Origin of the sequence: Psychrobacter sp. DWR1-2-3 (assembly GCF_049896465.1) — a bacterium.
GTDB lineage: Bacteria > Pseudomonadota > Gammaproteobacteria > Pseudomonadales > Moraxellaceae > Psychrobacter > Psychrobacter maritimus.
On sequence record NZ_JAFCUJ010000001.1, the window covers coordinates 609,835 to 636,102 of the forward strand.

Here is a 26,268-nt window from a genome sequence, read left to right on the forward strand (position 1 = left end):
TGATAGTTACTTCTTACGATGGCGTCTTTATTATGACGGACGGTTTTGATTCATCACATCAAGCACTGGCGGCATCGGTTTTGGCAACTTACCTTCTGCTTGTAGCTCTTTGGTGGTTTTGGCATCGATAGCCAGTCCAGCAATCAAGGCAATATCTTTCACAGCTTTACGCTTACGAGTAGCAAAACTCACTGGCACCATGCGCGCAAACTCATAAATATGCAGATAAGACTCTTCGCCACCTTCAAAGTCTTCGTCATCTTCTAAACGAATCCCGCCGATTTTAGCCAAATCCGACAGCATCTCGTTTTCATCGCTACTCAGACCACAGTCAGTAATACCAAAACCAGTCATAAAGCCATTTGCCCACTGTTTCAGAGCAATCACGCGCTCGTACAAGTCATGTTCATCATCTGGTACCAGCGGCGTATACGAATAAGCGTCGTCTTTGTCTTTCAACTGAAAGACGGTGTCTTCCGCTTCTCCAGTCAACAAGGTTAATGCTTCATCAGGTAATGGCGCAAAACTCAGCTCCTCAAACACCTTTGCCCATACTGGCTCATCAGGCGCATCACAGGCGGTCATCAGCCCTGTCATCAAGCCATGTACCTCGCTGATAGACACGTCAGTCCAGTCATCAAACGCAGTCAGCCATGTATTCCAGCCAGAGATATTATCATTCATAATAGAGGTCCTAGTTATTGATTAATAGTATTAAATATAGATAAACGCCGCACGATGTTATGAATAAGGCGGCGATTGATAGCAGTCACGAAACAAAGCGGCATACAATTACTTTGTTGATATAGATATTATGCGGTCACCTATGGCATTATTAAACGCAGAGAACAAAATTCATTCACGCTTACTTGTTAAGGATAAAAACTGACTATGTATGACCAACTTAGAATATTAGAAAAAATGGTACTCGACATCAAAAAACAGTATCAGCTTGTCAGTGCTGAACTTAGCAGCCTCAAGCAACAACCAATGACTGACCCAAAGGAGCTTGCCGCGCTAAAAACCAAACTCGACAGCAGCTATACAGAGCGTGACGGTGCCAAAAAACAATTGAGCGATTTAGATAAGCGTTATCAAAACCTTGCTGAAGCGCATCATATGATAGGCGAAGAGCAAGATAATTTGCAAAAACAGATTAGCCAATTACAACAAAAAAATAATGATCTACAGCAGCAAAATAATGAATTTAAGCAGCAGTACAGCGATATTAAACAGCAAAATAACGATTTGAGAAAGAAAAACGAGCTGGCAGCTGAGCGCACGCAAGTGGTATTAAAGCGCTTAACCCGTATTGATCAAGCAGAAAGTTAGGCACCGATGGCAATGAATCACGCGTAACTTGCCTATTTTTGCTAATTAATTTTTATTCATTAAATCGCCAAGTTTATCATTACCATATTTATAGCTGTGATAGTTAATTACTCACTTTACTGACATATATTGTAGGATTTATCATGACCGATGACCGCGCAAACCCTGTAGACAGTCAAAAACCAATGCCAAATAATTCGAATACTGATAGTAGTAATACAAATAGTAATAATGCGAATAGCGCCAGTGCAAATAGTGCGAGTGCAAATAGTACTACTACAAATAGCAGTACGGTAAATAGCAGCGCTGCCAGACCTGCTGCTAAAGCTGCAAGCGCTCCTGAACCGCAAATTAAAAAGGTCGATGTGGCGATTGCTGGCGTGACCTATCCGATTTATTGCCCAGTGCATGAGCAAGAAGAGCTGCACTCAGCGGTTTCTTATATCAATAACTATGCGTTAGATCTCAAACGCGATGCGCCAAGCCTCAGTCAAGAAAGCCTCTTAGTACTGTGCTGCTTGAACTTATATGAAAAAATCCATGCCAATCAAAGAAGTGAAGAAGATCGTCTGCAGCAAAGCAAACAGTCTGAAGCCTTATTAAATAAAATTATGAAAGACGCCCATTCTATTTTATAAGCTTGTACCGATATTAAATTGCTATTCTAAAAAGATAAGCGCTTAACTCATTGAAGCTAAGCGCTTTTTTTAAATGTAAATAACATCTTATTTACTTATGATTTACGACTTATGGCTTACAAATTAGGCATCTGCTTGATAAGTCTTACCGGCGTGAAAATCCGCTTGATGCTCATAATTGCAAAAGAATAATTCTTTATTACTGTCCATATCATTACCGCTGTCACTATTTACCGCTAAGTCTGCTGCTGAATTCTCTTCCAAAGAAACAGGCTTAGTCTCTAATACACCGCGATATTCAGCTAAACTGTTGCCACAAAAATTACACTGACGCGGCGTGGTCACATCGCCTTTTTTTGGCATCATACTTTTGGGTGCGCGTGGGTACATAAACTTATAAAAGCCCCACATCACAGCCCAGATAATTAGAATTACAATAATAACGGCCAACACGGCAGTGCTCCTTCGAATATGGTCTAAGACATTATAAACTTAACGCTGCAGAATAAGCGCATAAAAAACTGGCCACATGGAGCCAGTTTTTTATGTCGTTAATAAATCAAAAGCATAAATGCTCAGCGTGTCATTGAGCTATGACTGTCAAATATAACTTTCAAACTATAATCAACCAACTATAGCTGCAGCTCACTGATATCAGCAACGGTTAAGAATAAGGCACGAACTTGCTTAAGTAGCGCTAAGCGATTGTTCTTTAGTGCGACATCTTCACTATTGACCATGACATCAGCGAAAAACTGGGTCAATGGCGCATCTAAACTGACCAGCGTTTGCAATACTTGCGTATAGTCAGCCGTTTCAAGCAGCGGTTTAACTGCCTTTTGTGCTTGCTGAACAGCCTGATATAACTCTTGCTCAGCAGGTTCAGATAATAGCGCTTCATCGACATTGTCAGCGACGCTGACTTCTGACTTGGCTAAAATATTGGCAACACGTTTGTTTGAATCTGCCAACATTGAAGCTTGTGACACTTTACTAAAGCTCTGTACCGCGCGAATACGCTGATCAAAATCAAGCGGCATATGCGGATTAATCGCTTGTACGGCTTGAATGGTATCGACGCTAACGCCTTGCTCGGTATACATGGCACGATAGCGTGAATTTAAGAACGCCATCACTTGGGTAAAGGTATCGCCCATTTTAGCAATCTTGCTGCCATCGCTCGTGCTATAGCCTTTAATCGCTTGCTCAACGAGAGCCACCAAGTTAATCGGTAACTGCTTCTCAATGAGAATACGCAAAATACCAATCGCTGAACGACGTAAGCTAAACGGATCTTTTGAACCCGTTGGGGCTTGGTCAATGGCAAAAATACCAACCAGCGTATCTAAGCGGTCGGCCAATGCTAAACAAATACCAATCGGTGTGTGCGGCAATACGTCACCGCTGAACTTGGGCAGATACTGCTCTTCCAAACTTGCTGCGACTGCTTCTGGCTCGCCATTTAGGCGCGCATAATATGTACCTGCGATACCTTGTAATTCAGGATATTCACCGACGAGCGAGCTTGCCAAATCTGCTTTGGACAAAATTGCGGCACGTACCGTTTCATCAACATTAATATCGCGACCTTGCTGTTGCATTAAAGTAGCGATAAAAGCGGCAAGTTTCGCAATACGCTCAGATTTTTCCCAAATCGTACCTAGCTTATCTTGGAAGACGCGCGTTTTAAGGCTTTCTGTGAGCGCAAATAATGGCTGCTTTTGGTCTTGTAAGAAGAAAAACTCGGCATCGGCCAAACGCGGGCGCACGACTTTCTCATTACCTTCAATAATTTGATTGGGGTCTTTTGACTCGATATTGGTAATAAAGATAAAGTACGGCTGCAGTTTGCCCGCTTTATCGGTCAAGCAAAAATACTTTTGATCGGCTTGCATGGTTGAGATAAGCGCTTCTTGCGGTACTTGTAAAAAGCGCGCCTCAAAGTTTGCTCGTAGCGCAATCGGGAAATCAACCAACGCGGTTACTTCATCTAATAAATCTTGCGGTACGATAGCATCCGCATTGACTTCATCGGCCAGCGCTTTCACTTGGTTTTTAATCAGCATTTGACGCTTATCAAAATCAGCCACCACTTTTAAACCATCGAGCAGTTGCTCATAATCATTGGCGTGTGCAATAGTATGATAATCAGGGCTATGGAAGCGATGACCACGGGTTTGCGTACCCGTCTGATGTCCTTGGATAGTGGCATCAATAACCGTACTATCTTGCATCAATACCGCCCACTGTACCGGACGTACAAACTCATTGCGGCTTGCGCCTGAACGCATGCGTTTAGCAATTGGCAAATTATCAAGCGCCGTTTGGAATATCGCAGGTAGCAGCTCAGTGGTCGCTTGACCATGAATGACTTGCTCATAGCCGACATAATCACCTTTATCGGTGTTAATGGTTATCAGCTCGCTGGCTTCAATACCTAAACCCTTGGCGAAACCCATTGCCGCACGGGTTGGATTGCCATCGCTATCAAACGCCGCTTTAATCGCCGGGCCGCGCTTTTGCTCGCTACGGTCAGGTTGCTTATCGCTGATACCTTGAATCTGAATCGCCAAACGACGCGGAGCAGCAAAGGCTTTGATGCTATCAAACGTGATATCAGCTTCAGTCAATTGCTCAGTGACACTGGCTTGTAGCGCGTCACGTAAAGGCTTTAGGCTTTTTGGAGGTAGCTCTTCACACCCCAGTTCAAATAGAATAGTACTCATGGGATGCTCCTATTTATTGTTATTAGTAGTTTGATTGTCATCTGTGTTTTCAGTTATTTCATCTTCTTTTGGCAAATACTTATCGAGCGCCGCTTGACGATGCGCCTCATCAGCCAATGGGAAGCCTAACTTAGCGCGTGCTTCGACATAACCAATGGCGACTTTACGTGCCAGTGTACGCACTCGCAAAATAAAACGCTGACGTTCGGTCACTGAAATCGCGCCACGAGCATCGAGTAAGTTAAAGGCATGCGAAGCTTTTAGCACCATCTCATAGGCTGGTAATGGCAAACCTTCAGCAACTAGCTTATCCGCTTGCTGCTCATAAAAGTCGAACATCTGACCCATCATTGGCACATCGGCATGCTCAAAGTTATAGGTCGATTGCTCAACTTCGTTTTGATGGAAAACATCGCCATAAGTGACGCGACCAAACTCACCATCTGCCCACACCAAATCGTAAACGCTATCGACGCCTTGCACATACATCGCCAAGCGCTCAAGACCGTAGGTAATCTCGCCGGTCACTGGGAAACACTCAATACCGCCTACTTGCTGGAAGTACGTAAACTGAGTGACTTCCATACCATTAAGCCAAATCTCCCAACCAAGTCCCCACGCACCCAGCGTTGGCGACTCCCAGTTATCTTCAACAAAACGCACATCGTGCACCAGTGGATCGATACCAATGGCTCTTAATGAATCCAAATATAGCTCTTGTATATTGGGTGGATTAGGCTTAAGCACCACTTGAAACTGATAGTAATGTTGCAAACGGTTCGGGTTATCACCGTAGCGTCCATCGGTTGGACGACGTGATGGCTGCACGTAAGCGGCATTCCAGCGCTCAGGACCTAATGAACGCAAAAATGTCGCAGTATGAAAAGTACCCGCGCCGACTTCCATATCGTAAGGCTGCAAGATAACGCAGCCCTTGTCAGCCCAATAATTTTGTAGGGTTAGGATGAGATCTTGAAACGTCATCGGTTGAGAGTCTTTTTCTTGTGTCATCGAGGTTGTCGCTTGTGATGTCATAGTTTGGATTGTCATAGTTTGGGGCATCGTAATAAAGCCACGGTGGAATTAGTATTATGAAATAAAATATTGATAGCGCTCGTATAGCCTATTCGGCAACGACTCTATTTGCCTGCTCACCTTACTAAAAATTGACTATTTTATCTATATTTACCGCAATTAAATTTATCTCACGGGCTTAAATCGTCAGTTATACGCCTTGTTTATCGTTAAACTGTCCGGATAGGCGTTATTAAGCCTATAGATATAAAAGTAAGATAAAAAAATACCCAAATGCAGAGCATCTGGGCAGGAGGAAAAGTATGTCTTTGCTATCCTGATGAGTCAGGCTTTTTGTTTTTTCGGGGGCTATTGTTTTTTTATTGGCCTTATTTTTTAAATCTTGTTTTCTATGATTACTTTACTTTCATTGTACGTTAGAAAATTTGTGCTTTAGTAAATTTTAACTTTAGAAGCATCTTACTGATACGACTGATTGCTTGCCTTTGGCATGATTATCCATAGGATAATATAAATCAAAATACCTGGTACTGCTGCGCTCATCGTTGAGATAACAACGAATAGCAATCTCACCCATGTTGGCGACCAGCCGACATATTCTGCAATACCGCCCATCACACCTGCTATCATGCGATTATTTTGTGAGCGATGTAATTTTGCTAACTTAGCCAAATCAAATACCTCTCTTAATATTGGTTATATTTATTTTATAGCTATTATTTATCGTTATTTTTGAATATTATTTTTCAAAACTATTCTTAAATTCATATGAGTCTTTTCAACTTACGAATCAGTATAGCAACTATTCCTATTCTATCTGTTGAGGATGTAGACGTGCTTTGTGAATTTATGCTACCTAAGCTTGCCCTAACCTCTCATAACTGCTCGTAAACCCCTGATTTTAAATAATTATTTCAAAATGTTTCATAATTGACTTTGTTGCTGCTACCTTACAATTCTTGTTACAAATTCAGTAATCGTCGATTGATAACAGCTCAGTGAATCTTATAGATTTACTAGCAAAAATTGCGAATTATCTTCAATAATGACAAGAAAATGAATAGCTTGATGCTATTGCTTATCAATAAAAAACTCATAAACCACTGCCAATTTACAATAACCTACCTGTAAATCTGTTTAAACCTTTATACCATGCTGATAAATAACTAAAACAACGACTGTCGATTAATTGTTTTTAAAATAATAAGGATACCTATGTACGACTCAGGCTTAATGATTGGACATTTTGAACCGCTACATCTAGGACAGATGCGCAGTATATTGGCAGCAGCAGGACAAGCAAAAACCTTAAATATCGTGATTATGGCGCATCCAGCACCGCATTCAGACTTTAATATTACCTTGCAAGATAAAGCGCGTTGGCTCCAGATGGCGTGTGCTGATTTGCCCTTTGTCCATATTCATACCACTGATGAGATTGAGCTGCCACTCCATGAAAGCTTTGCCGATGTAAGCATCGATATTGTGGCGAGCAATGCCAAGCTGCAACGTTTAAAAGATGCATTAGGCCTGCCAACAGAAACGGTATTATTCGTTGCAGAGAACCATCCATTGGCGCAGATAGGCGTTTGTGAGCAGCTAATCATGCCAGTGCTCACCACGCCCCTACAGCCTGAATTCGACTCCTATGCGATTGCGCGTAATCCGGTCGCGCATTGGTCGGCGCTGCATCCACAAGTGCGCGGCGACTATACCAAAACCGTTGCCATCGTTGGCGGTGAAAGCTCAGGCAAGACCACCTTGGTGCATAAGCTTGCCAATTATTATGGAGCTAGCTTTGCGCTAGAGATGGGGCGGCTATACGTCGGTACAGATTTGGGTGGTAGCGAGATTGGCTTGCAGTACAGCGACTATGGTCCCATTGCGCTCAATCATGCCCAAGCAATCCGCGATGCCGCCGCTAGAGCAACAGCGCCCGTAACTATTGTTGATACTGACTTTGTCACCACTCAGGCCTTTTGTGAAGAGTACGAGGGTCGTAGCCATCCTTTTGTGGCTGCTTGTATCGATGAGTTTCGCTTAGACCATACGATCATGCTTGATAACAATACGCCATGGGTTGACGATGGCATGCGCTCATTGGGCACGCCTGAAGCACGCGGACGCTTTGAGCAGCGCTTATTAGATATTTTCGCCCGTCATGATATTAAGCCGCATATGATTGATAAACCCGATTATGATGCCCGCTATAAGCAAGCTTTGTTAATTATTGATGAGGTTATTTATGGTAAATAACAGTATCAAAAAACGAAAACAAAAATTATTGCTAGAAGTAAATGACTGTGACAAGTATTAGTAATGGCAAAAACGACATACTAAACCATACTAAAAAAAAGAAAAAAACTATTATAGCTTTTATACTTTAAGGAAAAAGGCGTTATGCGTATACAGCTCCTAGACAATATCACCGGAAAATGGGCGATACAATGGATTGTCATCTGGTTTATTTGCGGCGTGATTGCCTTGTCGGCAGGCTTTTGGCTGACTACTGAACACACTACCCTTGACTGGTTTTACTTAGCCGTGTCATTTATTGGTTTGATTTGCGTGGTGTCATTATCGTTTCGCAAAAACATCATGGGTAATGGTTTTGGGATGGCAGCGACCGCAGGGGAATTTGTCGTCCAAGCAACCTCTGGCGCAGTCGGTTTGATGCTCGCGCCACTCTTTAACTTTTTCAGTCATCTTTATGGGATTTTTTATTGGTCAAAGCATACTGATGCCGATGGCGATATGGTACCCAAATCTGCCAGTCGCTGGATTTGGCTACTGACCATTGCCTTTATGGTTATTGGTTTGGCGCTATTTCCTACCGTGAATGATTTACTTGCCAGCTATGGCTATGCGGTCGTTGAAGATGATAATAGTAAATTTTTAGGGCTTATCTCTTTCTTTTGGATTAACGTTATTGCCTTTGTACTGTCTATCACCGCGCAGGCAGCGATGATTCTGCGCTATTCATTCAATTGGTGGTTATGGATTTTATCCAACTTCGTTTGGCTGACCGTCAACTTAATGTCGGGCAATTATATCTTTGCCATTCAAACCATGGTTTATCAGGTGAACTCGTTTGTCGGACTGTATGAGTGGTATCGTAGCGAGCAAGATTCTGTAGAATTGGCAAAACCCGTACGTTAAGGGAAGATTTTAGTAAGTGACGAAAAATTGAAAAACAGGCAAATGAAGTTAAAAAGATAACAAGCTTTGACTGTGCGGTTTACCAGATAAAATAGCAGATTGGGCCAATTAGTGCTACAACTGGTATGAATTAGTAGAGTTTTCCATTTATCTGCTGACTGTTATTGCTTAACCGTCATTTATTTACTAACAGGGAGGTTAGTATGTCTCGTACGTCGCAAAATCGCATGTCTAAACGCACACTTGAGCAATGGCTCAGTGAGTATTCTGTCAGTCATCAAAATCTAGTCAATAAAAAAATCCATTGGTTATGTGTTCCGGTCATTTTTGTCAGTATATTAGGCATGGGCATGTCGCTCTCCGTCTGGTTTACCTTGGTGATGAGCGCTTTGGTATTAATATTCTATATGCGCTTATCAACGCCGCTGTTTTTGGCAATGGGTATTTTTATTCTTATTTGCCTATCAGTAATGACGTTATTACCATGGGGTTTTAAGGTTTGGGCAGCTATCTTTGTTGTTGCTTGGATTGGACAGTTTATCGGTCATAAAATTGAAGGTAAAAAACCATCATTTTTTGAAGATTTACAGTTCTTATTAATTGGTCCAGCATGGGTAGCTAATAGCTTGATGAGTCGTAAAAAAAGCCAATCCTAACTATTCACTACTGCCATTGTCTTTAAGCTCAATATTTAAAAAATCATGCTCTAACCATTTTAACCAAAAAAAAGCGCCACCCAACGGATAGTCGGATGGCGCTTTTTTGGTTTTGCTGCTTTTTAGCCTTAGGTATCAAACACGACCGTTATTTAGCACATGTTTGATACGCTAATATAAAACATACTATTTGCCAAATACTTGCATACGATCTGCAACGGGCTTAAATTCTTTGTCGCCTGCTGGCTGCTCAATCGCACCGAATACCATTTGAGCATTTAGTTCCCAATGCTCATCGATGTTCCATTCGTTGGCCACTTTTTTATCGATGATTGGATTGTAATGCTGTAAATTGGCACCGACATTGATACTTGCCAAGGCAGTCCAAATCACATACTGGTGCATGGCACTGGTTTGATGCGACCAAATTGGGAACTTATCTGCATATAAAGGAGCGGCTGCCTGCATGTCTCTGATGACGCTATGATCTTCAAAGAACATAACCGTACCAGCGCCCGCTTTAAAGCCATTCATTTTTTGCTTAGTTGCAGCAAATTGCTCTTCATTATCAACGATATCACGTAAGGTATCTTCGGTCATTTGCCAAAGCTTGTTATGGTCATCGCCAAATAAAACCACGATACGCGTTGATTGTGAGTTAAAAGCTGATGGCGTATGCAAAACCGCATGCTCGACCAACTTGACGATTTCATCGTTTGATACTGGCAATTGATTGCTCAATGCATAGATAGAACGACGCTTTTCAGCCAATTGCTGTAATGTTTTTAGGTCTGACATATATATTTCTCCATATGATTAATAGTATTTCAATCCAATGAAAATAATCGTTAAACCAGTAGGTGCATTGAATAACCTCAAAGCTCCTACTCTTTAATCTCAATTATTATATGGACGTTTGAGATAAATCCGTACTTTACTTTTGTAAAAAAAAACTTAATGATATATATCTATTTGAAAGGCAGTTTAACGAATAAAGCTTACCGTTAAATTAACCTTTAAAGACATTAACCTTTAAAACCTTCAGGCAACTCTGGCGCTGGCAGGCGCTTCATATCTGAATCGACATTACCAAAACGCTCATGACCGTTATTCCAGTCGATGATAGATTGCTCAATCTCTTCTTTATTGTCCGCGACAAAGTTCCACCACAGTAATACTGGGTTATTTAATGGCTCACCGCCGATAAACATCACACGGGTGCCTTTTTTGGCGACCAGCTTAATACTTTTATTGTTGGCAACATCGCTATCATGGAAGCGGAACAGTTGATCTTGCTCACAAATCTTGCCTTCAGACTCGATTTGTCCTTCTGTCACCAAGATTCCGTATTCAAAGCCCGGCTCTAAGTTAAGCGTGACCTCACCGTCTTCAACGAAATAGACATCGATACCAACCATTTTTGAATACTGGATGGTCGGCGCTTCGTAACGCTCACCTGATATGTTGGTATAGCTGCCAGTGGTTAGAATCATCTCGACACTATCTTCACGCCAAGTTGGCAGCTCTGGGTAATGATGGAAACTACGCTCGATTTGCTGATCCGTTGGCAGTGCAATCCACAGCTGTACCATACTCAAACCGCGTGCCGCATCTGCTGAGCCACCAGTATCTGGAAAGACGCTTTGCTCAGTATGGCTGATACCTTGGGTTAGACCGGTGCCCGCTGTCATGACGTTGACTTGGTTTTTGGTAATCACTTGCTCATTACCCAAGCTGTCTTTGTGCAGCACTTCACCATTTAACATCCAGCTAAAGGTTTGCAAGTTGGTATGCGGATGGCGACCGACTTGCATACCTGACTCATCTTCGCCAAATTCAGCAGGGCCAGCATGGTCTAAAAAGCACCAAGCGCCGATAGGCTTTTTGCCTGTATTGGGCAATAGACGCGCGATAGGAATACCGCCTACATCGGCCAAACGTGGTTCTAGGGTTTCGATACTCATGATTCACCTCTTATTATGTGATACGGGATGTGATGTAGAGATAATGGGCAACACGCTATAAAAAAATCAAAGTAGCGCGGCAAAATGATGTTTTTATTTCTACCGCGCTACTTTTAACTCAACATGCTATTTTTAACTTAAGTGCACCTTAATGTCAGCACCTTTTAAATTTAGCACCTTTTACATTTAGCATCAGGGATGCTTAAAAGCTCATTGGAACTTCCATTAGCAATACTTTAGCATCTTCTTCTACGTCCATCGCAAAGCTCTTAGTATCCCAAACGCCAAGACCATCGCGGGTATCCAAAGTATTGCCGTTCACAACCACTTTACCGCTAATGACAAAGATATAAACACCGTTATTAGGGTTTTTTAGCTCATAAGTTTGGGTGATACCTTTATCAAAATCGCCCATGCTAAACCAAGCATCTTGATGAATCCATACCCCTGCGTCGTCCGCATTGGGTGACAGTACTTGATTGAACTCGTTTGGCTTTAGGATATCGTCCATACGGATTTGCTGATAACGAGGCTCAACGTTCATTTTATTTGGGATAACCCAAATCTGTAGGAACTTCACCGCTTCGGTATCGTCGCCGTTCATTTCACTGTGCGTGATACCAGTACCCGCTGACATCACTTGGATTTCACCGGTTTCAATGATGCCATTATTACCGATGTTATCGCCGTGACCGAGCTTACCGGATAGAGGAATACTGATAATTTCCATATCGCGGTGTGAGTGCTTACCAAAGCCTTGACCGCCAATGACGAAGTCATCATTGATGACACGTAGCGCGCCAAAGCCCATACGTTCTGGATTGTGATAATTGGCAAAGCTAAAGGTGTGCTTGCTTTTGAGCCAGCCATGGTTGGCATCGCCACGAGAGTCTGCTGCATGATAGATGGTTTTCATAATTTATCCTTAGATATTAATAGGTTAAATGTCTATAAATTTATTATTAATTAACTTACTTAAACAATGGGTCTATTATAATTGTTGTCAGCTAATAGATAAACAATGATAATCGCAATTAACTATTCTTATTTTTAGAACAATAACGTCATAAAGATAGCGTAATATATGGATAACAGAACCATTTATATTCATAACAGAACCATTTGTATTCATAACAGAACTAGTAGCATAAAATGATACTATCGCTCATGTAATGATAACGAATGTAAATTGGGTCTATAAGATGTTAATCATACTTACGATATAAGGAAATTTAACTATGTCAGATATGGCAAAGACAGATGTGGAAAGTAAACAACCATTACATTATAAAGTTATTAATAATACCGAAAAGAAGCGTTTTGAGATTCATATCGATGACAAAATTGCTTTAGAGGATTATGAATTTTTCACCACGAGCGCCGGCGAAAAAGGCATTGAATATAAACATACCGAGGTGCCAGCAGAGTTAGGCGGCCGTGGTATTGCAGGGTATCTGGTCAAATATATTTTAGATGATGCGGCGGCGAAAAACCTGCGGGTGAAACCAACTTGTTCTTATGTAAAGTCTTATATCGACAAGCATCCAGAGTACCAAGACAACTCGGTCTTTCATAACGCTACGCCTTAAAACGCTACGCTTTAAACAGTAACTAGCTAAACATAAGCATTTAATTAACACGCAAAAAAAACGCCATATCTGACAGATATGGCGTTTTTTATGGACGATGCTTTCTAGTATCTATAATGTAAGCGCTAGAATAATTCAGTTAAAAACGCTTAGGCAATATGCTCTAAAAACTCTGTATCGCGTGCCCTTACTGATAGATACAGCACCGGCAATACAAACAAACCTACGGCCCAAAAACTCAGCTGCATATATAGCAGTGCGCCGACTAACGCCCCGACTAAAAAACTAAATACCAATACTGAACTGTGTGCCAGTTTTTTGCCATTATCCGCTGTGCGATTGACCAAATAATCGGTCAGGTTGATACCAAGTTGCGTAGTATTACCGGTCATCAATACCGTCGGACTCATATGCTTAATCACTGTCTTGCTGGCAGTATTACGAATCGCCAGCGCAATTAAACCTAATCCACCCGTTATCGCCACGGTTATATCACCGGCATCGACAAAGGGCTGATAGTACAGACCGGCAATCATAAAAGCGGTTAAGAAAAACGCTTCCGCTAGAAACAAATGGCTCAGCGTTAATTGTTTATTTTTACTATGGTCAATAAATATCTTGGTCACCATGACCGTCAAAATAAATAACGGTAAGGCGGCAAGCTTAATCCATAGACCCGCCTCACCCTTGACCAAGCCACTGCCCGCCATCACCAAGTTACCTGTGACATGAGCGGTGAAGAAACCAAACAAGGTGATAAAACCAATAGTATCAATTGCCCCGCCAACCACGGTTAATAGCACGGGCGTTTGATAGCGCTGCCAAAAACTTGGCGGCTTTGAATGTAACGGCTGTGAGTCAGATGAAGCTGATTGACGGCTATCACCTTTATTAGCAGCTTCAGTATTAGTATTCGCAGCATTATTAGAGATTGAGTTAGCCACCCGACTTGCCTGCAAACTGCACAAAATCAGTCACAAAGCCTTGTAAAAACTTCTGCGTGTGGGCGCTAATACTGCCATCTTCATTTAAGCTATCGGTTGCACGGCTGAGATGGATTTCTGGATCGACCATCAGTTGCGCCGAGAGCATTTGCATGCTTTTGCGCACATCAAGCCCACTATTGATACCACCAAAACTCCCCGGCGATGCCGTAACTACGGCAACTTTTTTATGCGTCCAGACACTTTCTTTATAGGGACGCGAGCCGATATCCACGACGTTTTTTAACGCGGCAGGCATGGTGCGATTATGCTCTGGGGTGACAATCAATACCGCATCAGCGTCTTTTAGCTGCTGACGGACACGCTCATAACTTTCAATGGTTTTATCATCATAATCTTGATTATAAAGCGGCAAGTCTGCAATGTGGACTTCCTTTATAGTGACGCTGTCAGGCATCTGCGATACGATATATTCGGCAAATTTACGATTGATAGATTCTTTTCGCAAACTACCAATAACTAGGGCGATGTTGATTGATGCGCTCACAGCAACTCCTGAATGATGATAAAACCATATGGATTAAGCATTTTACTATACTAAATTCTGCGCGTGTTGCTGCGATCAATTGAATAGGCACCTGCACCATGGGCAAAAATCATCAAGAAACCACCCGCCATCGCGATGTTTTTCATAAAGGGGTTCATTTGTGATTCATCAATCCAGAATTGGTGGAATAGCAATGCTGAGACAACGCTAAAGCCTGCCATCAATATAGCCACCAAGCGCGCTTTAAAGCCCAATAGGATGGCGATACCACCAAGTAACTCAACAGCGATGACCAAAGGCAATAACATACCTGGCACGCCCATCGATTCCATATAACCTTGAGTGGCAGCGTAGCCGGTAATTTTAGTAAAACCTGAAAAGATAAAAATCATTGATAAAAATAGGCGACCAATTGGGGCGCTAAGCTCTTGTAATTTGTCCATGATTATTCTCCAATAGTATGAAATTTCTAAACATAACGTGTTTATTTAAAAGACTTTTGTTTGATTAGGCAACGACATTATTGTAGTCGTTGCTTATCAATAGATAAACCGTGATAATTACAAATATGAGTTCTTATTTGGAGAACAATCAAGAAATGGTTTTATTGATACAATGATAAAAACAGTTAGTATTTGATAGATGGTATCAGCCGCCACAGAAAGAAGTATTTTTCGATACTGCCTAACCTCCAATACCATATCTCCAATACCATGATTTTTTGCTACACTTATTGTGTTGGTATATAAGATATACTTAACGCTAGCTTTTAAATGAAGCGCTTTTAAACCGAAGAATTTTAAACCAATATCAGTCTTTGAGCTGATAATTAAAACAGGCAGTATATTTACTCGACGATATACTGGCTTTTACCTACTCACTTAACAAAAGGATTGATTTATGATCACTGTAAATTCTGTTAAAAAAACAAATCGTGCGCTTGCTTTTGCTGCTATCGGTACGCTTGGTCTGCTTAGCACACTAGGTCACGCTGCGACTTATGAGCTTGACCCACATCATACCGCCGTGCGCTTTTCTGTAGACCACTTCGGTACCACGACCAATGCTGGCGGCTTCTATAATTTATCGGGTATTCTTGAATACGCCCCTAAAGAGAAAAAAGGCTTTGTCGGTATTACGATTCCTATGGGCAGCTTGAGCACAGGCATTAAAGCTTTTGACGGCCATCTAAAATCTGCGGATTTCTTTAACGTAAAAGAATATCCAACCGCTTATTTTAAATCGACTAAATGGGAGTTTGATGGCGATAAAGTTAAAGCGGTCAAAGGTGATTTAACCCTGCTTGGTAAGACCCATCCAGTGACTTTAAAAGCCACTAAATTTAACTGCTATGACAGTCCTTTATTAAAAGCTGAAGCTTGTGGTGGTGATTTTGAAACCACTATCGATAGAACCAAATGGGGCATCAATACCTTTACCGATGGCGGTATGATGAAAGACATCAAACTGGTCGTTCAGGTAGAAGGTAGTAAAAAAGCAGACCTTAAATAAGGGTAATTTAGCCATTTAAGATAGTGCTTTTAGATTGACCACAGTCTCGACTATTTGGTTTTTTGATAAAAGGCTGTGTTTTTAACTCAGCCTTTTATCTTTTGTATCGTTAATATTAAATAAAATAGATATATTAAATATATACTTAGATAAAGAGAACACTTGGGAAATAACCGTTTTATATCATAGTCATCATACGATATAGCAAAATAATAATATAGTAGAATTACTTTAAAATCGATACAGTGCGACTGGGATGAATTTTTCGTAGCCTCTGTGATAACAGCAAGCAAGGAAAATTTATACCAGTCGCACATAGCTATAACGTATCGCTTTTATTTTGAACTGACAATAGCTAAATAACAATAATGAGGTAGCTAGGATGGGACAACTAGAAGACATGGCGATGTTTGTTCGCATTGTCGAAGCAGGCAGCATTACCAAAGCTGCTGAACAATTAAATATTGCTAAATCCGCCGTTAGCCGCCGTCTTAAGGATTTAGAGACACGATTGGGCAGTCAGCTTATTAGCCGAACCACGCGCCAATCAAACCTAACCCAAGCTGGTGAGCAATATTACCAAAAGGTGAACAATATACTCAGCGAAGTTGACGCCCTAAATGAAGAAACCAGTGGCGCGCCGACGCGTATCGAGGGCACCTTAAAAATGACTGCGCCATTGTCATTTAGCTTGATGCATCTCAATGATGTCATCGATGAATATGCCAATCAGCATCCCAATTTGAACTTTGAGCTCGATTTTTCTGATCGCCATGTTGACTTGATTGAGGAAGGCTATGAGCTTGCCATTCGTATCAGAGAGCTACAAGATTCCAGTTATCAGGCCAAACGTTTGGCACTTATTCGTTATGCACTTTGTGCCAGCTCGGAATATTTAGAAAAGATGGGAACGCCTGCGACCCTAGAAGACTTACAACAACATGAGTTTTTGCAGTATGGTCTTGGTAAAACAAGCACGCTTACCCTGACGGACGCGCAAGGGAAAAAACACAACCACACCATTGATGCCAAAATCAAAGCCACTAATGGCGAGTTCTTGGTGGACTTAGCGGTAAAAGGTCAGGGTATTGTCTTTATCCCAACCTTTATCGCTTATAAACGGTTGGCTAAAGGGGAGCTTGTGCCTATTCTTGAACAATACCAATTACCCACACTCAATGCCTATGCGGTATATCCAAAAAACCGCTTTTTATCGCAGCGCTGCCGCTATTTAATTGATTTTATCGCTGAGCGTTTTGGTGATGACCCTTATTGGGATAAATTTTAATAGACCTAACTTAGTAAACTGAGCAGTTTTTTAAAGTCGTTATAAATATTAAAACAATACTGTTAGTATTATTTTAAGATATCCATCAGTCATAAGGAAATGCATTATGGATTTGCAAGCACTCGGCATGAAAGCCATTCACGACTTTGATGACGTTCGCCAAAGCCCGTTACCACAAGAGCGTCTAAAAGCAGCGCGTAAGCAAGCAAGCGCCTTTAGAGAGCGCTTTATGGATGAATCGCCGGTACAGTTTTATCAAAGCGCCGACATGGTGCGTGTTCCCTACCCCACGTGGTACGCCTACAGTGGCGTCTATACCCAAAGCACCTATAAATTCCCCTACATTCATATCCTCAACCGCATTTTTATCATTCAATATCATGACTTTTTGGGTGAATTAAAAACATTGCTATTCTCTCCTTCTGATATCAAAGCAGACCGTGAGACGCCATTTTTTAAACGTCTAACAGACAAAATGCCTAAATGGTCACTACTTGAAAGCGTGGTTGCACCTATCATTCGTGACGTCACTGGCGCCTTAGCAGAAGTTGGCTTGTCTCCAGAAGATGTTGATTATATAAGCTACGACCATCTGCATACCCAAGATGTACGCCGCTGGCTCGGCACTAAAAGCATCGGCACTAAAAATGTAGGTGAAAAAGATAAGCCTGCCTACTTTCCTAACGCCAAGCTATTGATTCACGAGCAAGAATGGCTAAGTACTACCTCTTTATTACCCGTGCAAGCAGATTGGTATTGCCCAAACGGCATCGAAGGCATCGATGCTGATAAAGTAATTAAATTTACTGGTAGCATCCAATTGGGCGAAGGCGTCGCGCTCGTACATACCCCCGGACATACCGAAGGTAACCATTCGTTAGTCGCACGCGTCCCAGATGGCATCAGAGTGACTTCAGAAAATGGCGTCGGCGCCGATGCTTATGCACCGATGAACTCAAAAGTGAATGCCATCCGCCGCTACGCTAAAGACACAGGCGTGGAAGTTATCCTAAACGGCAATACGCTAGAAGGTAGTAATGAGCAATATATCTCGATGGTCATTGAAAAAACCATCGCTGGTCCCTCAAAAAACCATGACTTCCCCAATTGCGCCTCAAGTAGTGAAGCGACCCCTTATTGGTTGATTCCCGGACATAAAGTCAGCCATTTAATCGGTGAAGCAAAATTTGGCAGCTTGCAGAACAAATCGGCAAAAAGTCGCTCATTGCAGAAGGAAAGCGCTTGATGGGTTATTTTACTAATAAAACGGTTTATATCACTGGCGCGGCCTCTGGTATCGGGCTTGAGACAGCTAAGCAGCTCATTCAACAAGGCGCTAACTTGGTACTGTTTGACGTACAACCGTTTGATGAGGTGCTATCAACCTTGCAAGCTATTAATAAAAATAACGCTTCGATTATCAGCTATGAATTGGACGTCACCGATGCCGATACAACCACTCAAAAAATCACCGAGGCGGCAAGCAAGCAGTCACCTGATATTGTCATGCACTTCGTTGGAATTACAGGTCCTTGGACGTTTGATGAGATGAGCCAAGCACAGTTTGAGCGTGTTATAAATATCAATTTATTTGGTACGCGCAACGTCCTAGCGGCCGTGCGTCCGTTTTTATCACGTGGCGATCAAGTCATGGTCACTGCTTCGATGTCATCTTTTACCGGCAGTTATGGCTACAGCTCTTATAGCGCCTCAAAGTTTGCTATTTGGGGCATGATGCAATCGATAAGCTTTGAGTGGAAACCTCACGGTATTGATATCACTGTTTTTGCACCGCCACCGATAGATACGCCGCTCACCCAAGCGGAAGTCGGCGTCATGGCACAAGCGGGTGTCGGTATGAAAAAGCTGGCAGGCGAGCTAAAAATTGAAGATGCCGTTAAATCTATGCTAAAAGGGGTAGAAAAGCGGCAGTTCCTAGTCGTACCCGGCGTGATGGCAAACTTAATTAGATTACAGCTGCGTTTCTTTCCGGTCAGCTGGGTGAATTGGATAGGCAATAAAACGGTGGCTTTTTCGCTTAGAAAATAGCGTTTTTTAAAACTGGCTTGTATACATTGAACTTTCACAAGTATTGAATTTCAGTTAGTCACTTAAAAATTCACAAAAAAAAGCGTCACCCAATTAAATATCTGGTGACGCTTTTTTATATGACGAGCTTTCTACACTAGCTATTACCGTTAATCTTAATTTTAGTCTAAGGTTTGCACACCGCCACCATTAACAAATAACGTCTGCCCACTGACCCACTCAGAGATAGGCGCCGCAAAATATAGCATCGCACCAGCAATATCATCGGCTTCGCCTAAGCGTTTGATAGGCGTATGCGACAACATTCGCTCTTCAATCTCAGGCGTCAATACGCTCTCTAACGCCGCTGAGCGCGTGGCACCAGGACCCACAGCATTAATGCGCACCTCGGGACCGAAATCATGAGTAAGGTTCGCCACCATATGATTAACCGCCGCTTTTGATGCTGCATAGCCACTCATATCTGGGCTTTTATTGACACTCGACATCGAGGTGGTGATGACGATTGAGCCATAGCCTGATTTTTTCATATGTGGCACGCATAACTGGCATAGACGCCACGCGCTAAAGACGTTCAATTCAAAGTCGCGACGGAAATCATCAACAGAGATTTTAAACGGATTTTCTTGACCACCGCCACCGCCGCCTGCATTACTAATCAGGATATTGATACTACCGAATACCTCTACCGTTTTATCGACCATCGCTACCAAGTCTTCGTCTTTTAAAATATTGCACTCAACCGCCAAAGCTTTGACACCGTAGCTTTCGATGTCTTTGGCCGCTTTATTGGCACCTTCTATTTTTAAATCTGCAATGACGATATTTGCGCCCGCTTGTGCCAAACGCAGTGCCGTTGCCTTACCAATGCCATTAGCGCCGCCCGTCACAATCGCTGTTTTTCCTGTTAAGTCAAATAGCGCATTAAATGATTTGTGCTCAAAAGCTTGCATGGTTAATCCTTATAATAATTATTAATGGAGGCGATATATCGTTTGAAAATTTTTAATATTTAATACATCAAGTAAGTATGCCAATTCAAAATCAAATAAATGTGTCCAATCATCCATATTTTGTAACGCTGCTACTTATACTTATCACATACGCTTTGTCACATGCACTTTGTCATAGCGTTATACATTAGCTTGCCAAATTTCAGGCATAAAAAAAGCCTCACTTCTTATTATAAGAAGTGAGGCTTTAGTGCTTTTGCAAGCCATATTTGGAGCGGGAAAAGAGATTCGAACTCTCGACCCCAACCTTGGCAAGGTTATGCTCTACCACTGAGCTATTCCCGCTAATTATCAAATCGCAATGTTGTTAACAACGACTACGTCTCGATAGGCTGGCTATTTTAGCAAATATTCTGAGAGTGTCAATACCTTTTTTCAAATTTTTAATCAAAGGCATGGTTTTTAAACCTATCTTAAGAGAAAAACAAGTATAGAGTATTGATTCTAAGTGCTATTTTAATTTACCTCATTAAAATAATACTTTCAAATAAATAGAGAAAATAATAGCAGTCTCAGCATTCTGCCCGCCTAACCTTTGCTTACAACATGCTGACAACGTTAAAACGCTAGTAAATTATAGTTTTTTTATAGAAGTTATAGAAATAAAAACGCTTGCGCGCAAACGATAAAGCGGCTTTAACTACTGTATCCACTTCCATCATTTCTTGTGCGAACTACGTACCTTTTAATATCACTTACTAATACCACTTACTAACAGCACTTACAATCCTACCGCCTATTGTTACTTTTTCTGTCTAGGTTTTAGGTTGTTAACATTATTATACTTATGGCTAATGACAGTTGGAGTAAAATTTCACTGTTTTAGTAGACGGGCAAACGGTAGCAATACTTCAATAATAAGCTACCCTTTCCCCTACTATTTTGATCTTGGCATTGTTCCACTTTATTTTTTTCCATTTACAGCGAGGACGTTTATTATGAAAAAACTGCTTACCACAACAGTTATGGCGGCATCATTGTCGGCATTGGCCATGACCGGTTGTTCTAGCACGACTAGCACTGGTGCCGTCGGCGTTGACCGTCAGCAGCTATTATTAGTCTCAAATGAGCAAGTATTGCAGCTATCGGCGCAAAGTTATGCCAAAACGCTGCAAGAAGCAAAAGCGCGCGGCTTATTGGATACCAATAGCGCGCAGCTCAATCGCCTAAAAAATATCTCGAACCGTTTGGTCGGTCAAGTCGGCGTCTATCGTCCTGATGCGGCAAAATGGCAATGGGAAGTGCATACCATTAAATCTAATGACTTAAACGCCTTTGTGATGCCCGGCGGTAAAATTATGTTTTACTCGGGCATTATCGACCGCTTGAATTTAACGGACGATGAAATTGCCGCTATTATGGGACATGAGATATCGCATGCCCTACGTGAGCATTCACGTGAACGTTTGTCACGTCAATACGCTACCCAAACGGGTATTGGTATGGCAGCGAGCATCTTTGGTCTCTCACAAGGGCAAGCGCAACTGGCAAACGTCGCGGGCGATTTAGGATTGAGCCGTCCGCACAGCCGTACACAGGAATCTGAGGCGGATCAAATCGGTTTAGAGCTAATGGCACGTGCAGGCTACAACCCACAAGCAGCGATTACTTTATGGCAAAAGATGCAGCGCGCCAGCAAAGGCGAGCCACCACAATTTTTAAGCACTCACCCGACCAGTAACAACCGTATCGCTGAGCTACAATCGTTGATGCCTAAAGTGATGCCGCTTTATCAAAGATCACGCCGTTAATGGATGATGTTTAAGCATTAAGTATCAATCTAATGACAAGTACGGACTAATGGTAAGTAATGATAAATAAGAAAAGCAGAGCGTCATATATTGCGCTCTGCTTTTTTATGCGTGCTGCTAAAATATTTTATAGTAAACTGACTATCGCATGGCGATAAACGGTCAGTTAGTGCAGCATAGCGGCACAGTAAACTGTGTCTGCTATAATAGGCGCAATCAGCCATTTAAATGGCTAAACCCTATAAGATAAAGGATGATTATGACTATCAATACGCCTACTAACACTCCGACCGCCGATGCACTTAATAATGAGCTACAGGCTTTGCAAGCGCAGCATATTGAGCTGGTAAATGAATCGATGAATCATGCGGGTTACTTTGACGGTAAAGAAAGCCATTTTAAACTGACCATTGTCAGTGATGCCTTTGAGGGCAAACGTTTGGTTGCGCGTCATCAGCTGGTATATGCTCTGGCAAACTCGCTACTGACCTCACAAGGTGGTCAAATCCATGCCTTGGCTATCCATGCTTATACGCCAACAGAGTGGCAAGGTCAAAGCCCTGAGAGTCCGTTATGCGCTGGTCAAAACAAAGGTTAGATGGCGGTTTTATTGTTTACTATTTTTAAACAGCTACCATTAAACATTATAATCAAATACTAACTTCTAATAATATAAATAAGCTGGCAAACGGCACCTTTAAAGGAAATCCTATCCAATGAAACATTTACATATGCTCATGGCAGTATTGTTGATTGCGGCGTTTTTATATCAAAGCTATCTGGTGTTAAGCGCAAACAAGCAAATGCCATTGGCGCTCAAAATCTCTACCCATATTCTCTATGCCGTTATTATTCTTTCAGGGGCTGGTATGCTCATGCAATTAATGAGTGCCAATGCGCCCGTGCAATGGGTTTTTGCAAAAATTATCTTGCTCGTTGCCGCCCTTAGCGCCAGTATCAAAGCCTTTAATAACAATGCAACACTGAGCCAAAGAAAAACCGGTATTCTGATTGCAGGTGTGGCTTATATCGGCATCGTGGTGCTTGCCTTTAGCAAACCGGGCAATTTGTTTTAAGCGTTGCTAAACGATATATTTTTCAATATCTTAATCGCTACTTTTTTGCTATCTTAAATAAATACGCTTTCTAAAATGTACTGTTTAAAACGTAACATTGTTAATTAATACCAAAGTTAATTAATGCCAAAACAGATATTAATTAAAGACAGCAGGCATTAATAAGCACGGTAAACATCCTCATTTAGCTTATGGAGACATTATGAAAACTCTTACTGCAGCAACACTACTGGCAACAGCTGGCGTTTTTGGTCTCTCAGGCTGCGCCTCAACGGGTAATATCACCCCGCAATATGTGCCACCAAGCACCTATCAAGGTTATGATTGCCAAGCGCTTAATCAAGAGTATAATCGCGTCAATCGCTATGTCGACGCGGCGCGCAATGAGCAATCAACCCTGTCCGCCTCAGGTGTCGGCGTTGGGGTTTCCGCTGGACGCTGGGGTATCTCACCTAATATCAGCTTTGGCGTTGGTCAAAGCAACAATACTAAAGCGCGCGATGCCAAGCTATCAAGACTGTATGGCGAGCGTGATGCCATCATTCAGTCTGCCCGTATCCAGCGTTGTAGCTTTGCCAATGGTATTAAGATTTATGGTGAGTAATGCTCGATAGCTCATTTTTAAATGTCCCGTGTTTAAATAGCTCCTGTTTAATAAGTCACGTTTGATAGTTTATTATTCCGATGACATTAAACGCTGTTCAAAAGAGAAAAGCCAATACGCGATAAGCATATTGGCTTTTTTGTGTCTAATCATCAAGAGTAAAAACTCAAGCAACGCTTATGCGTTTAAGCGTTTAAGCTTTTTACCCACTGCACAATTTGATCGCTAGGTAAGGCACCAGACTGTCGCGCGACTTCTTTGCCATTTTTAAAAGCAACCATCGTCGGCAAGCTACGAATATTATAAGGTGCCGCCGCTTGCTCGTATTTATCGGTTTGTATTTTGGCAAAAACCACTTGTGGCAACTGACTGGCCGCCGCTTTAAACTGCGGTGCCATCATCAGACACGGCTGACACCAGCTTGCCCAAAAATCAACGATGGTCAATACCTCGTTTTTTTGAATGACTTTATTAACCGTTTGGGCGTTTAGCTCATGCGGACTGGCCGTTAATAATGGCTGACCACATTTGCCACAGTTCGGTGCCGCATTTAGCCGTGTGGCGGGTATACGATTGGTTGCCTGACAATGCGGGCAGACCAGATGAGAGTTTTGCTCAGTCATTATACAACTCCTTTATACATAGCTTGGGCGTATGTCTTAATAGAGCGCCCATACTCAATGCTTGTGAATGGATTATTCGTAAGAATCTTAATCACACTTTTTTTTGGCTTTATTCCATTATGCAAACTTACAATGCAAGCTTATAAGACAGATTAGCATTAGGATAGCCACCACTCGTATTGTGCCTGCGTAACTTTCTGCGCTACTTGTATATTGAGGACACGCCCTAGTTACTAAAGCGCATTAATCGGTACTTTTAGATAACGGGTGCCATTGTCTTCTGGTTTTGGAAAATGACCGGCATCAATATTAAGTTGTACAGATGGGATAATGAGCCGCGGCATCTCTAAATTGGCATCGCGGCGCTCACGCATCTCAACAAACTCGGCTTCATTAATGCCGTCTTTAACGTGAATATTACCGAGCTTTTGCGCTGCTACCGTCGTGGTTGGACAATGCTTGCGACCTTGACTTGGATAGTCATGGCACAGATACATCAGGGTCTCATCAGGAAGTGCCAGCAGTTTTTGGATAGACTGATACAGGGTTTTGGCGTCTCCTCCCGGAAAGTCACAGCGCGCCGTACCCACATCGGGAGCAAATAGCGTATCACCGACAAAGACCACGGTTTTTTCATCGTCAGCGGCAAGATACGCCATATCCGCGCGCGTATGGCCGGGCACATACATGGCAGTAATCGTAATGCCGCCAAGTGCCAAGGTTTCGCCATCATCGGTCAAGATATCAAACTGGCTGGCATCGGTACGAAAGCTGCTATCAAAGTTAAAAATTTGCTTAAATATTTTTTGCACTTCAGTGATATGTTGACCGATGACCAGTTTGCCGCCAAGTGTCTCTTTTACATGTATAGCGGCCGATATATGATCGGCATGGGCATGGGTTTCTATAATATAAACCAGCGCCCAACCCTGCTCACGCACGAACGCTATTACCTTATCGACACTAGCGGTATCCGTACGTCCTGACTTGGCATCGAAATCCAGAACAGGATCGATAATGGCACACACTTGCTGCTGCACATCAGCGAGTACATGGGTGTAGGTCTCTGTGTCGCTATGTAAGAAGGAATGAACTTGCATGGCTACCTCTTTGTTTTTATATGAATGTTTTATTATTTAATGAAGTCTTACGTATAATAAATACTTGTTTATAATATTTGAATGTACATAATACCTATCTTGCATACCACTATAGCAACCAGCTAACAATTTATCAATTTATATAATGTAAATAATGATAACTTGCTATAAATCGCGATATCATTGATAATTAACTATATATAACCATATCTTATCTATAAACTTTGCCTTTTTTATCTATAGCTTAAATAAGGAGTTCGCTCTGACTACTTCAACTTCAGCATTGAGCACGTCTACTAATCACACTGGTAAACCTGTATTTGCCAGCGTAACAGACTTTGCACCCAAAGACCTTGCTGAGCAAATGCAACATGCATCTATGCAAGCCAGTCAATTGTTAAAGTCGCTCTCGCATCCTGATCGCTTATTACTGCTATGTCAGCTGACTCAAGGTGAATACTGCGTCAGTGAGCTTGAAGACTTAGTCGGTGTCGGTCAGCCAAGCTTGTCGCAGCAGCTTGGTATCTTACGTAAAGACGAGCTGGTGACGACCCGCCGCGAGGGCAAGCAAATCTATTATAGTATCGCAAGCGACGATGCGTTATCGGTATTGCAGTTATTGTATGAGCGCTTTTGTGCCAAAACAGACGCATAATTGGTCA

The 26,268-nt window shown here is 42.1% G+C and carries 29 protein-coding genes and 1 tRNA gene; 15 read left to right on the top strand and 15 right to left on the bottom strand.

Annotated features, from left to right (window positions below):
• Positions 1 to 30 precede the first annotated feature (30 nt).
• Positions 31 to 684 (bottom strand): UPF0149 family protein, encoded by a 654-nt coding sequence (locus ACP7AA_RS02480; RefSeq protein ID WP_426222545.1) that lies wholly within the window; start codon positions 682 to 684, stop codon positions 31 to 33.
• A gap of 207 nt (positions 685 to 891) precedes the next feature.
• Here ACP7AA_RS02480 and ACP7AA_RS02485 point away from each other — a divergent pair, with 207 nt between their 5' ends.
• Together ACP7AA_RS02485 and ACP7AA_RS02490 are read left to right on the top strand one after the other, a co-directional pair.
• Positions 892 to 1,332, top strand: a complete 441-nt coding sequence (locus ACP7AA_RS02485) for a hypothetical protein (RefSeq protein WP_426222546.1) — start codon at positions 892 to 894, stop codon at positions 1,330 to 1,332.
• A gap of 143 nt (positions 1,333 to 1,475) precedes the next feature.
• Positions 1,476 to 1,970, top strand: coding sequence for a cell division protein ZapA (locus ACP7AA_RS02490; protein WP_426222547.1), 495 nt, complete (start codon positions 1,476 to 1,478; stop codon positions 1,968 to 1,970).
• Positions 1,971 to 2,093: 123 nt separating this feature from the next.
• On the opposite strand, the gene ACP7AA_RS02495 is transcribed toward ACP7AA_RS02490, so the two are convergent.
• The 4 genes from ACP7AA_RS02495 to ACP7AA_RS02510 all read right to left on the bottom strand — a co-directional run bounded on the left by ACP7AA_RS02495 (position 2,094) and on the right by ACP7AA_RS02510 (position 6,403).
• The gene (locus ACP7AA_RS02495) at positions 2,094 to 2,423 is read right to left on the bottom strand and encodes a hypothetical protein (protein ID WP_227692365.1); all 330 of its coding nucleotides are present in this window, start codon (positions 2,421 to 2,423) and stop codon (positions 2,094 to 2,096) included.
• A 179-nt stretch (positions 2,424 to 2,602) separates the two neighbouring features.
• Positions 2,603 to 4,696 carry a glycine--tRNA ligase subunit beta gene (gene glyS, locus ACP7AA_RS02500; protein WP_426222548.1) on the bottom strand — a complete coding sequence of 698 codons (2,094 nt, stop codon included), beginning with the start codon at positions 4,694 to 4,696 and terminating at the stop codon, positions 2,603 to 2,605.
• Positions 4,697 to 4,705: 9 nt separating this feature from the next.
• Positions 4,706 to 5,680, bottom strand: a complete 975-nt coding sequence (gene glyQ, locus ACP7AA_RS02505) for a glycine--tRNA ligase subunit alpha (RefSeq protein ID WP_201564889.1) — start codon at positions 5,678 to 5,680, stop codon at positions 4,706 to 4,708.
• Between the two features lie 510 nt (positions 5,681 to 6,190).
• Positions 6,191 to 6,403 (bottom strand): PspC domain-containing protein, encoded by a 213-nt coding sequence (locus ACP7AA_RS02510; protein ID WP_201564837.1) that lies wholly within the window; start codon positions 6,401 to 6,403, stop codon positions 6,191 to 6,193.
• A gap of 543 nt (positions 6,404 to 6,946) precedes the next feature.
• On the opposite strand from ACP7AA_RS02510, the gene nadR reads away from it, so the two are divergent.
• From nadR to ACP7AA_RS02525, 3 genes are all read left to right on the top strand, one after another.
• The gene (nadR, locus tag ACP7AA_RS02515; protein WP_426222549.1) at positions 6,947 to 7,987 is read left to right on the top strand and encodes a multifunctional transcriptional regulator/nicotinamide-nucleotide adenylyltransferase/ribosylnicotinamide kinase NadR; all 1,041 of its coding nucleotides are present in this window, start codon (positions 6,947 to 6,949) and stop codon (positions 7,985 to 7,987) included.
• A 144-nt stretch (positions 7,988 to 8,131) separates the two neighbouring features.
• On the top strand, positions 8,132 to 8,890 hold the full coding sequence (gene pnuC / locus ACP7AA_RS02520; RefSeq protein ID WP_271133528.1) for a nicotinamide riboside transporter PnuC: 759 nt from the start codon (positions 8,132 to 8,134) through the stop codon (positions 8,888 to 8,890).
• Between the two features lie 203 nt (positions 8,891 to 9,093).
• Positions 9,094 to 9,546, top strand: a complete 453-nt coding sequence (locus ACP7AA_RS02525) for a DUF962 domain-containing protein (RefSeq protein ID WP_426222550.1) — start codon at positions 9,094 to 9,096, stop codon at positions 9,544 to 9,546.
• 186 nt (positions 9,547 to 9,732) lie between these two features.
• On the opposite strand, the gene ACP7AA_RS02530 is transcribed toward ACP7AA_RS02525, so the two are convergent.
• From ACP7AA_RS02530 to ACP7AA_RS02540, 3 genes are all read right to left on the bottom strand, one after another.
• Positions 9,733 to 10,344 carry a nitroreductase family protein gene (locus ACP7AA_RS02530; protein ID WP_201564841.1) on the bottom strand — a complete coding sequence of 204 codons (612 nt, stop codon included), beginning with the start codon at positions 10,342 to 10,344 and terminating at the stop codon, positions 9,733 to 9,735.
• A gap of 227 nt (positions 10,345 to 10,571) precedes the next feature.
• Positions 10,572 to 11,510, bottom strand: a complete 939-nt coding sequence (locus ACP7AA_RS02535; protein WP_426222551.1) for a pirin family protein — start codon at positions 11,508 to 11,510, stop codon at positions 10,572 to 10,574.
• Positions 11,511 to 11,712: 202 nt separating this feature from the next.
• Positions 11,713 to 12,426: a pirin family protein gene (locus ACP7AA_RS02540; RefSeq protein ID WP_426222552.1), complete on the bottom strand. Its 714-nt coding sequence runs from the start codon at positions 12,424 to 12,426 to the stop codon at positions 11,713 to 11,715.
• Positions 12,427 to 12,748: 322 nt separating this feature from the next.
• On the opposite strand from ACP7AA_RS02540, the gene ACP7AA_RS02545 reads away from it, so the two are divergent.
• Positions 12,749 to 13,099 carry a GNAT family N-acetyltransferase gene (locus tag ACP7AA_RS02545; protein WP_426222553.1) on the top strand — a complete coding sequence of 117 codons (351 nt, stop codon included), beginning with the start codon at positions 12,749 to 12,751 and terminating at the stop codon, positions 13,097 to 13,099.
• A gap of 149 nt (positions 13,100 to 13,248) precedes the next feature.
• Here ACP7AA_RS02545 and ACP7AA_RS02550 read toward each other — a convergent pair whose 3' ends face one another.
• The 3 genes from ACP7AA_RS02550 to ACP7AA_RS02560 all read right to left on the bottom strand — a co-directional run bounded on the left by ACP7AA_RS02550 (position 13,249) and on the right by ACP7AA_RS02560 (position 15,033).
• Positions 13,249 to 13,902 carry a YoaK family protein gene (locus tag ACP7AA_RS02550; protein WP_426222636.1) on the bottom strand — a complete coding sequence of 218 codons (654 nt, stop codon included), beginning with the start codon at positions 13,900 to 13,902 and terminating at the stop codon, positions 13,249 to 13,251.
• Positions 13,903 to 14,035: 133 nt separating this feature from the next.
• Positions 14,036 to 14,590 carry an NADPH-dependent FMN reductase gene (locus tag ACP7AA_RS02555; RefSeq protein WP_426222554.1) on the bottom strand — a complete coding sequence of 185 codons (555 nt, stop codon included), beginning with the start codon at positions 14,588 to 14,590 and terminating at the stop codon, positions 14,036 to 14,038.
• 50 nt (positions 14,591 to 14,640) lie between these two features.
• Positions 14,641 to 15,033, bottom strand: coding sequence for a DoxX family protein (locus tag ACP7AA_RS02560; protein ID WP_298869779.1), 393 nt, complete (start codon positions 15,031 to 15,033; stop codon positions 14,641 to 14,643).
• Positions 15,034 to 15,490: 457 nt separating this feature from the next.
• On the opposite strand from ACP7AA_RS02560, the gene ACP7AA_RS02565 reads away from it, so the two are divergent.
• The 4 genes from ACP7AA_RS02565 to ACP7AA_RS02580 all read left to right on the top strand — a co-directional run bounded on the left by ACP7AA_RS02565 (position 15,491) and on the right by ACP7AA_RS02580 (position 19,439).
• Positions 15,491 to 16,102 (top strand): YceI family protein, encoded by a 612-nt coding sequence (locus ACP7AA_RS02565; RefSeq protein ID WP_426222555.1) that lies wholly within the window; start codon positions 15,491 to 15,493, stop codon positions 16,100 to 16,102.
• Between the two features lie 382 nt (positions 16,103 to 16,484).
• Entirely contained in the window at positions 16,485 to 17,390 is a 906-nt protein-coding gene (locus ACP7AA_RS02570; RefSeq protein WP_426222556.1) for a LysR family transcriptional regulator, read from the top strand.
• A gap of 106 nt (positions 17,391 to 17,496) precedes the next feature.
• A complete protein-coding gene (locus ACP7AA_RS02575; RefSeq protein ID WP_426222557.1) occupies positions 17,497 to 18,636 on the top strand; it encodes a hypothetical protein in 1,140 nt (379 codons plus the stop codon).
• Complete coding sequence (locus ACP7AA_RS02580; RefSeq protein ID WP_426222558.1) at positions 18,636 to 19,439, top strand: SDR family NAD(P)-dependent oxidoreductase; 804 nt, start codon at positions 18,636 to 18,638, stop codon at positions 19,437 to 19,439. The genes ACP7AA_RS02575 and ACP7AA_RS02580 overlap by 1 nt, the downstream gene beginning before the upstream one ends.
• A gap of 161 nt (positions 19,440 to 19,600) precedes the next feature.
• On the opposite strand, the gene ACP7AA_RS02585 is transcribed toward ACP7AA_RS02580, so the two are convergent.
• Both ACP7AA_RS02585 and ACP7AA_RS02590 read right to left on the bottom strand, forming a co-directional pair.
• A complete protein-coding gene (locus ACP7AA_RS02585) occupies positions 19,601 to 20,392 on the bottom strand; it encodes a glucose 1-dehydrogenase (protein WP_426222559.1) in 792 nt (263 codons plus the stop codon).
• 270 nt (positions 20,393 to 20,662) lie between these two features.
• A tRNA-Gly gene (locus ACP7AA_RS02590) sits at positions 20,663 to 20,737 on the bottom strand.
• Between the two features lie 653 nt (positions 20,738 to 21,390).
• Between ACP7AA_RS02590 and ACP7AA_RS02595 the strand changes: the two genes are divergently transcribed.
• From ACP7AA_RS02595 to ACP7AA_RS02610, 4 genes are all read left to right on the top strand, one after another.
• Positions 21,391 to 22,203, top strand: coding sequence for a M48 family metallopeptidase (locus tag ACP7AA_RS02595; RefSeq protein ID WP_201564852.1), 813 nt, complete (start codon positions 21,391 to 21,393; stop codon positions 22,201 to 22,203).
• A 259-nt stretch (positions 22,204 to 22,462) separates the two neighbouring features.
• Positions 22,463 to 22,801, top strand: coding sequence for a BolA family protein (locus ACP7AA_RS02600; protein WP_426222560.1), 339 nt, complete (start codon positions 22,463 to 22,465; stop codon positions 22,799 to 22,801).
• A 118-nt stretch (positions 22,802 to 22,919) separates the two neighbouring features.
• Positions 22,920 to 23,279, top strand: a complete 360-nt coding sequence (locus ACP7AA_RS02605; RefSeq protein WP_201619191.1) for a SirB2 family protein — start codon at positions 22,920 to 22,922, stop codon at positions 23,277 to 23,279.
• 202 nt (positions 23,280 to 23,481) lie between these two features.
• Entirely contained in the window at positions 23,482 to 23,883 is a 402-nt protein-coding gene (locus ACP7AA_RS02610; protein WP_426222561.1) for a hypothetical protein, read from the top strand.
• Between the two features lie 185 nt (positions 23,884 to 24,068).
• Here ACP7AA_RS02610 and trxC read toward each other — a convergent pair whose 3' ends face one another.
• Both trxC and ACP7AA_RS02620 read right to left on the bottom strand, forming a co-directional pair.
• Positions 24,069 to 24,506 (bottom strand): thioredoxin TrxC, encoded by a 438-nt coding sequence (gene trxC, locus ACP7AA_RS02615; RefSeq protein ID WP_426222562.1) that lies wholly within the window; start codon positions 24,504 to 24,506, stop codon positions 24,069 to 24,071.
• Positions 24,507 to 24,739: 233 nt separating this feature from the next.
• Positions 24,740 to 25,606, bottom strand: a complete 867-nt coding sequence (locus tag ACP7AA_RS02620; RefSeq protein ID WP_201564859.1) for an MBL fold metallo-hydrolase — start codon at positions 25,604 to 25,606, stop codon at positions 24,740 to 24,742.
• A gap of 283 nt (positions 25,607 to 25,889) precedes the next feature.
• On the opposite strand from ACP7AA_RS02620, the gene ACP7AA_RS02625 reads away from it, so the two are divergent.
• A complete protein-coding gene (locus tag ACP7AA_RS02625) occupies positions 25,890 to 26,261 on the top strand; it encodes an ArsR/SmtB family transcription factor (RefSeq protein WP_426222563.1) in 372 nt (123 codons plus the stop codon).
• Positions 26,262 to 26,268: the final 7 nt, after the last annotated feature.

Coding starts and splice junctions, on each gene's coding strand:
- ACP7AA_RS02480 (WP_426222545.1), bottom strand. CDS start 684: ATGAATGATAATATCTCTGGCTGGAATACATGGCTGACTGCGTTTGAT.
- ACP7AA_RS02485 (WP_426222546.1), top strand. CDS start 892: ATGTATGACCAACTTAGAATATTAGAAAAAATGGTACTCGACATCAAA.
- ACP7AA_RS02490 (WP_426222547.1), top strand. CDS start 1,476: ATGACCGATGACCGCGCAAACCCTGTAGACAGTCAAAAACCAATGCCA.
- glyS (WP_426222548.1), bottom strand. CDS start 4,696: ATGAGTACTATTCTATTTGAACTGGGGTGTGAAGAGCTACCTCCAAAA.
- glyQ (WP_201564889.1), bottom strand. CDS start 5,680: ATGACGTTTCAAGATCTCATCCTAACCCTACAAAATTATTGGGCTGAC.
- nadR (WP_426222549.1), top strand. CDS start 6,947: ATGTACGACTCAGGCTTAATGATTGGACATTTTGAACCGCTACATCTA.
- pnuC (WP_271133528.1), top strand. CDS start 8,132: ATGCGTATACAGCTCCTAGACAATATCACCGGAAAATGGGCGATACAA.
- ACP7AA_RS02525 (WP_426222550.1), top strand. CDS start 9,094: ATGTCTCGTACGTCGCAAAATCGCATGTCTAAACGCACACTTGAGCAA.
- ACP7AA_RS02530 (WP_201564841.1), bottom strand. CDS start 10,344: ATGTCAGACCTAAAAACATTACAGCAATTGGCTGAAAAGCGTCGTTCT.
- ACP7AA_RS02535 (WP_426222551.1), bottom strand. CDS start 11,510: ATGAGTATCGAAACCCTAGAACCACGTTTGGCCGATGTAGGCGGTATT.
- ACP7AA_RS02540 (WP_426222552.1), bottom strand. CDS start 12,426: ATGAAAACCATCTATCATGCAGCAGACTCTCGTGGCGATGCCAACCAT.
- ACP7AA_RS02545 (WP_426222553.1), top strand. CDS start 12,749: ATGTCAGATATGGCAAAGACAGATGTGGAAAGTAAACAACCATTACAT.
- ACP7AA_RS02560 (WP_298869779.1), bottom strand. CDS start 15,033: ATGGACAAATTACAAGAGCTTAGCGCCCCAATTGGTCGCCTATTTTTA.
- ACP7AA_RS02565 (WP_426222555.1), top strand. CDS start 15,491: ATGATCACTGTAAATTCTGTTAAAAAAACAAATCGTGCGCTTGCTTTT.
- ACP7AA_RS02570 (WP_426222556.1), top strand. CDS start 16,485: ATGGGACAACTAGAAGACATGGCGATGTTTGTTCGCATTGTCGAAGCA.
- ACP7AA_RS02575 (WP_426222557.1), top strand. CDS start 17,497: ATGGATTTGCAAGCACTCGGCATGAAAGCCATTCACGACTTTGATGAC.
- ACP7AA_RS02580 (WP_426222558.1), top strand. CDS start 18,636: ATGGGTTATTTTACTAATAAAACGGTTTATATCACTGGCGCGGCCTCT.
- ACP7AA_RS02585 (WP_426222559.1), bottom strand. CDS start 20,392: ATGCAAGCTTTTGAGCACAAATCATTTAATGCGCTATTTGACTTAACA.
- ACP7AA_RS02595 (WP_201564852.1), top strand. CDS start 21,391: ATGAAAAAACTGCTTACCACAACAGTTATGGCGGCATCATTGTCGGCA.
- ACP7AA_RS02600 (WP_426222560.1), top strand. CDS start 22,463: ATGACTATCAATACGCCTACTAACACTCCGACCGCCGATGCACTTAAT.
- ACP7AA_RS02605 (WP_201619191.1), top strand. CDS start 22,920: ATGAAACATTTACATATGCTCATGGCAGTATTGTTGATTGCGGCGTTT.
- ACP7AA_RS02610 (WP_426222561.1), top strand. CDS start 23,482: ATGAAAACTCTTACTGCAGCAACACTACTGGCAACAGCTGGCGTTTTT.
- trxC (WP_426222562.1), bottom strand. CDS start 24,506: ATGACTGAGCAAAACTCTCATCTGGTCTGCCCGCATTGTCAGGCAACC.
- ACP7AA_RS02620 (WP_201564859.1), bottom strand. CDS start 25,606: ATGCAAGTTCATTCCTTCTTACATAGCGACACAGAGACCTACACCCAT.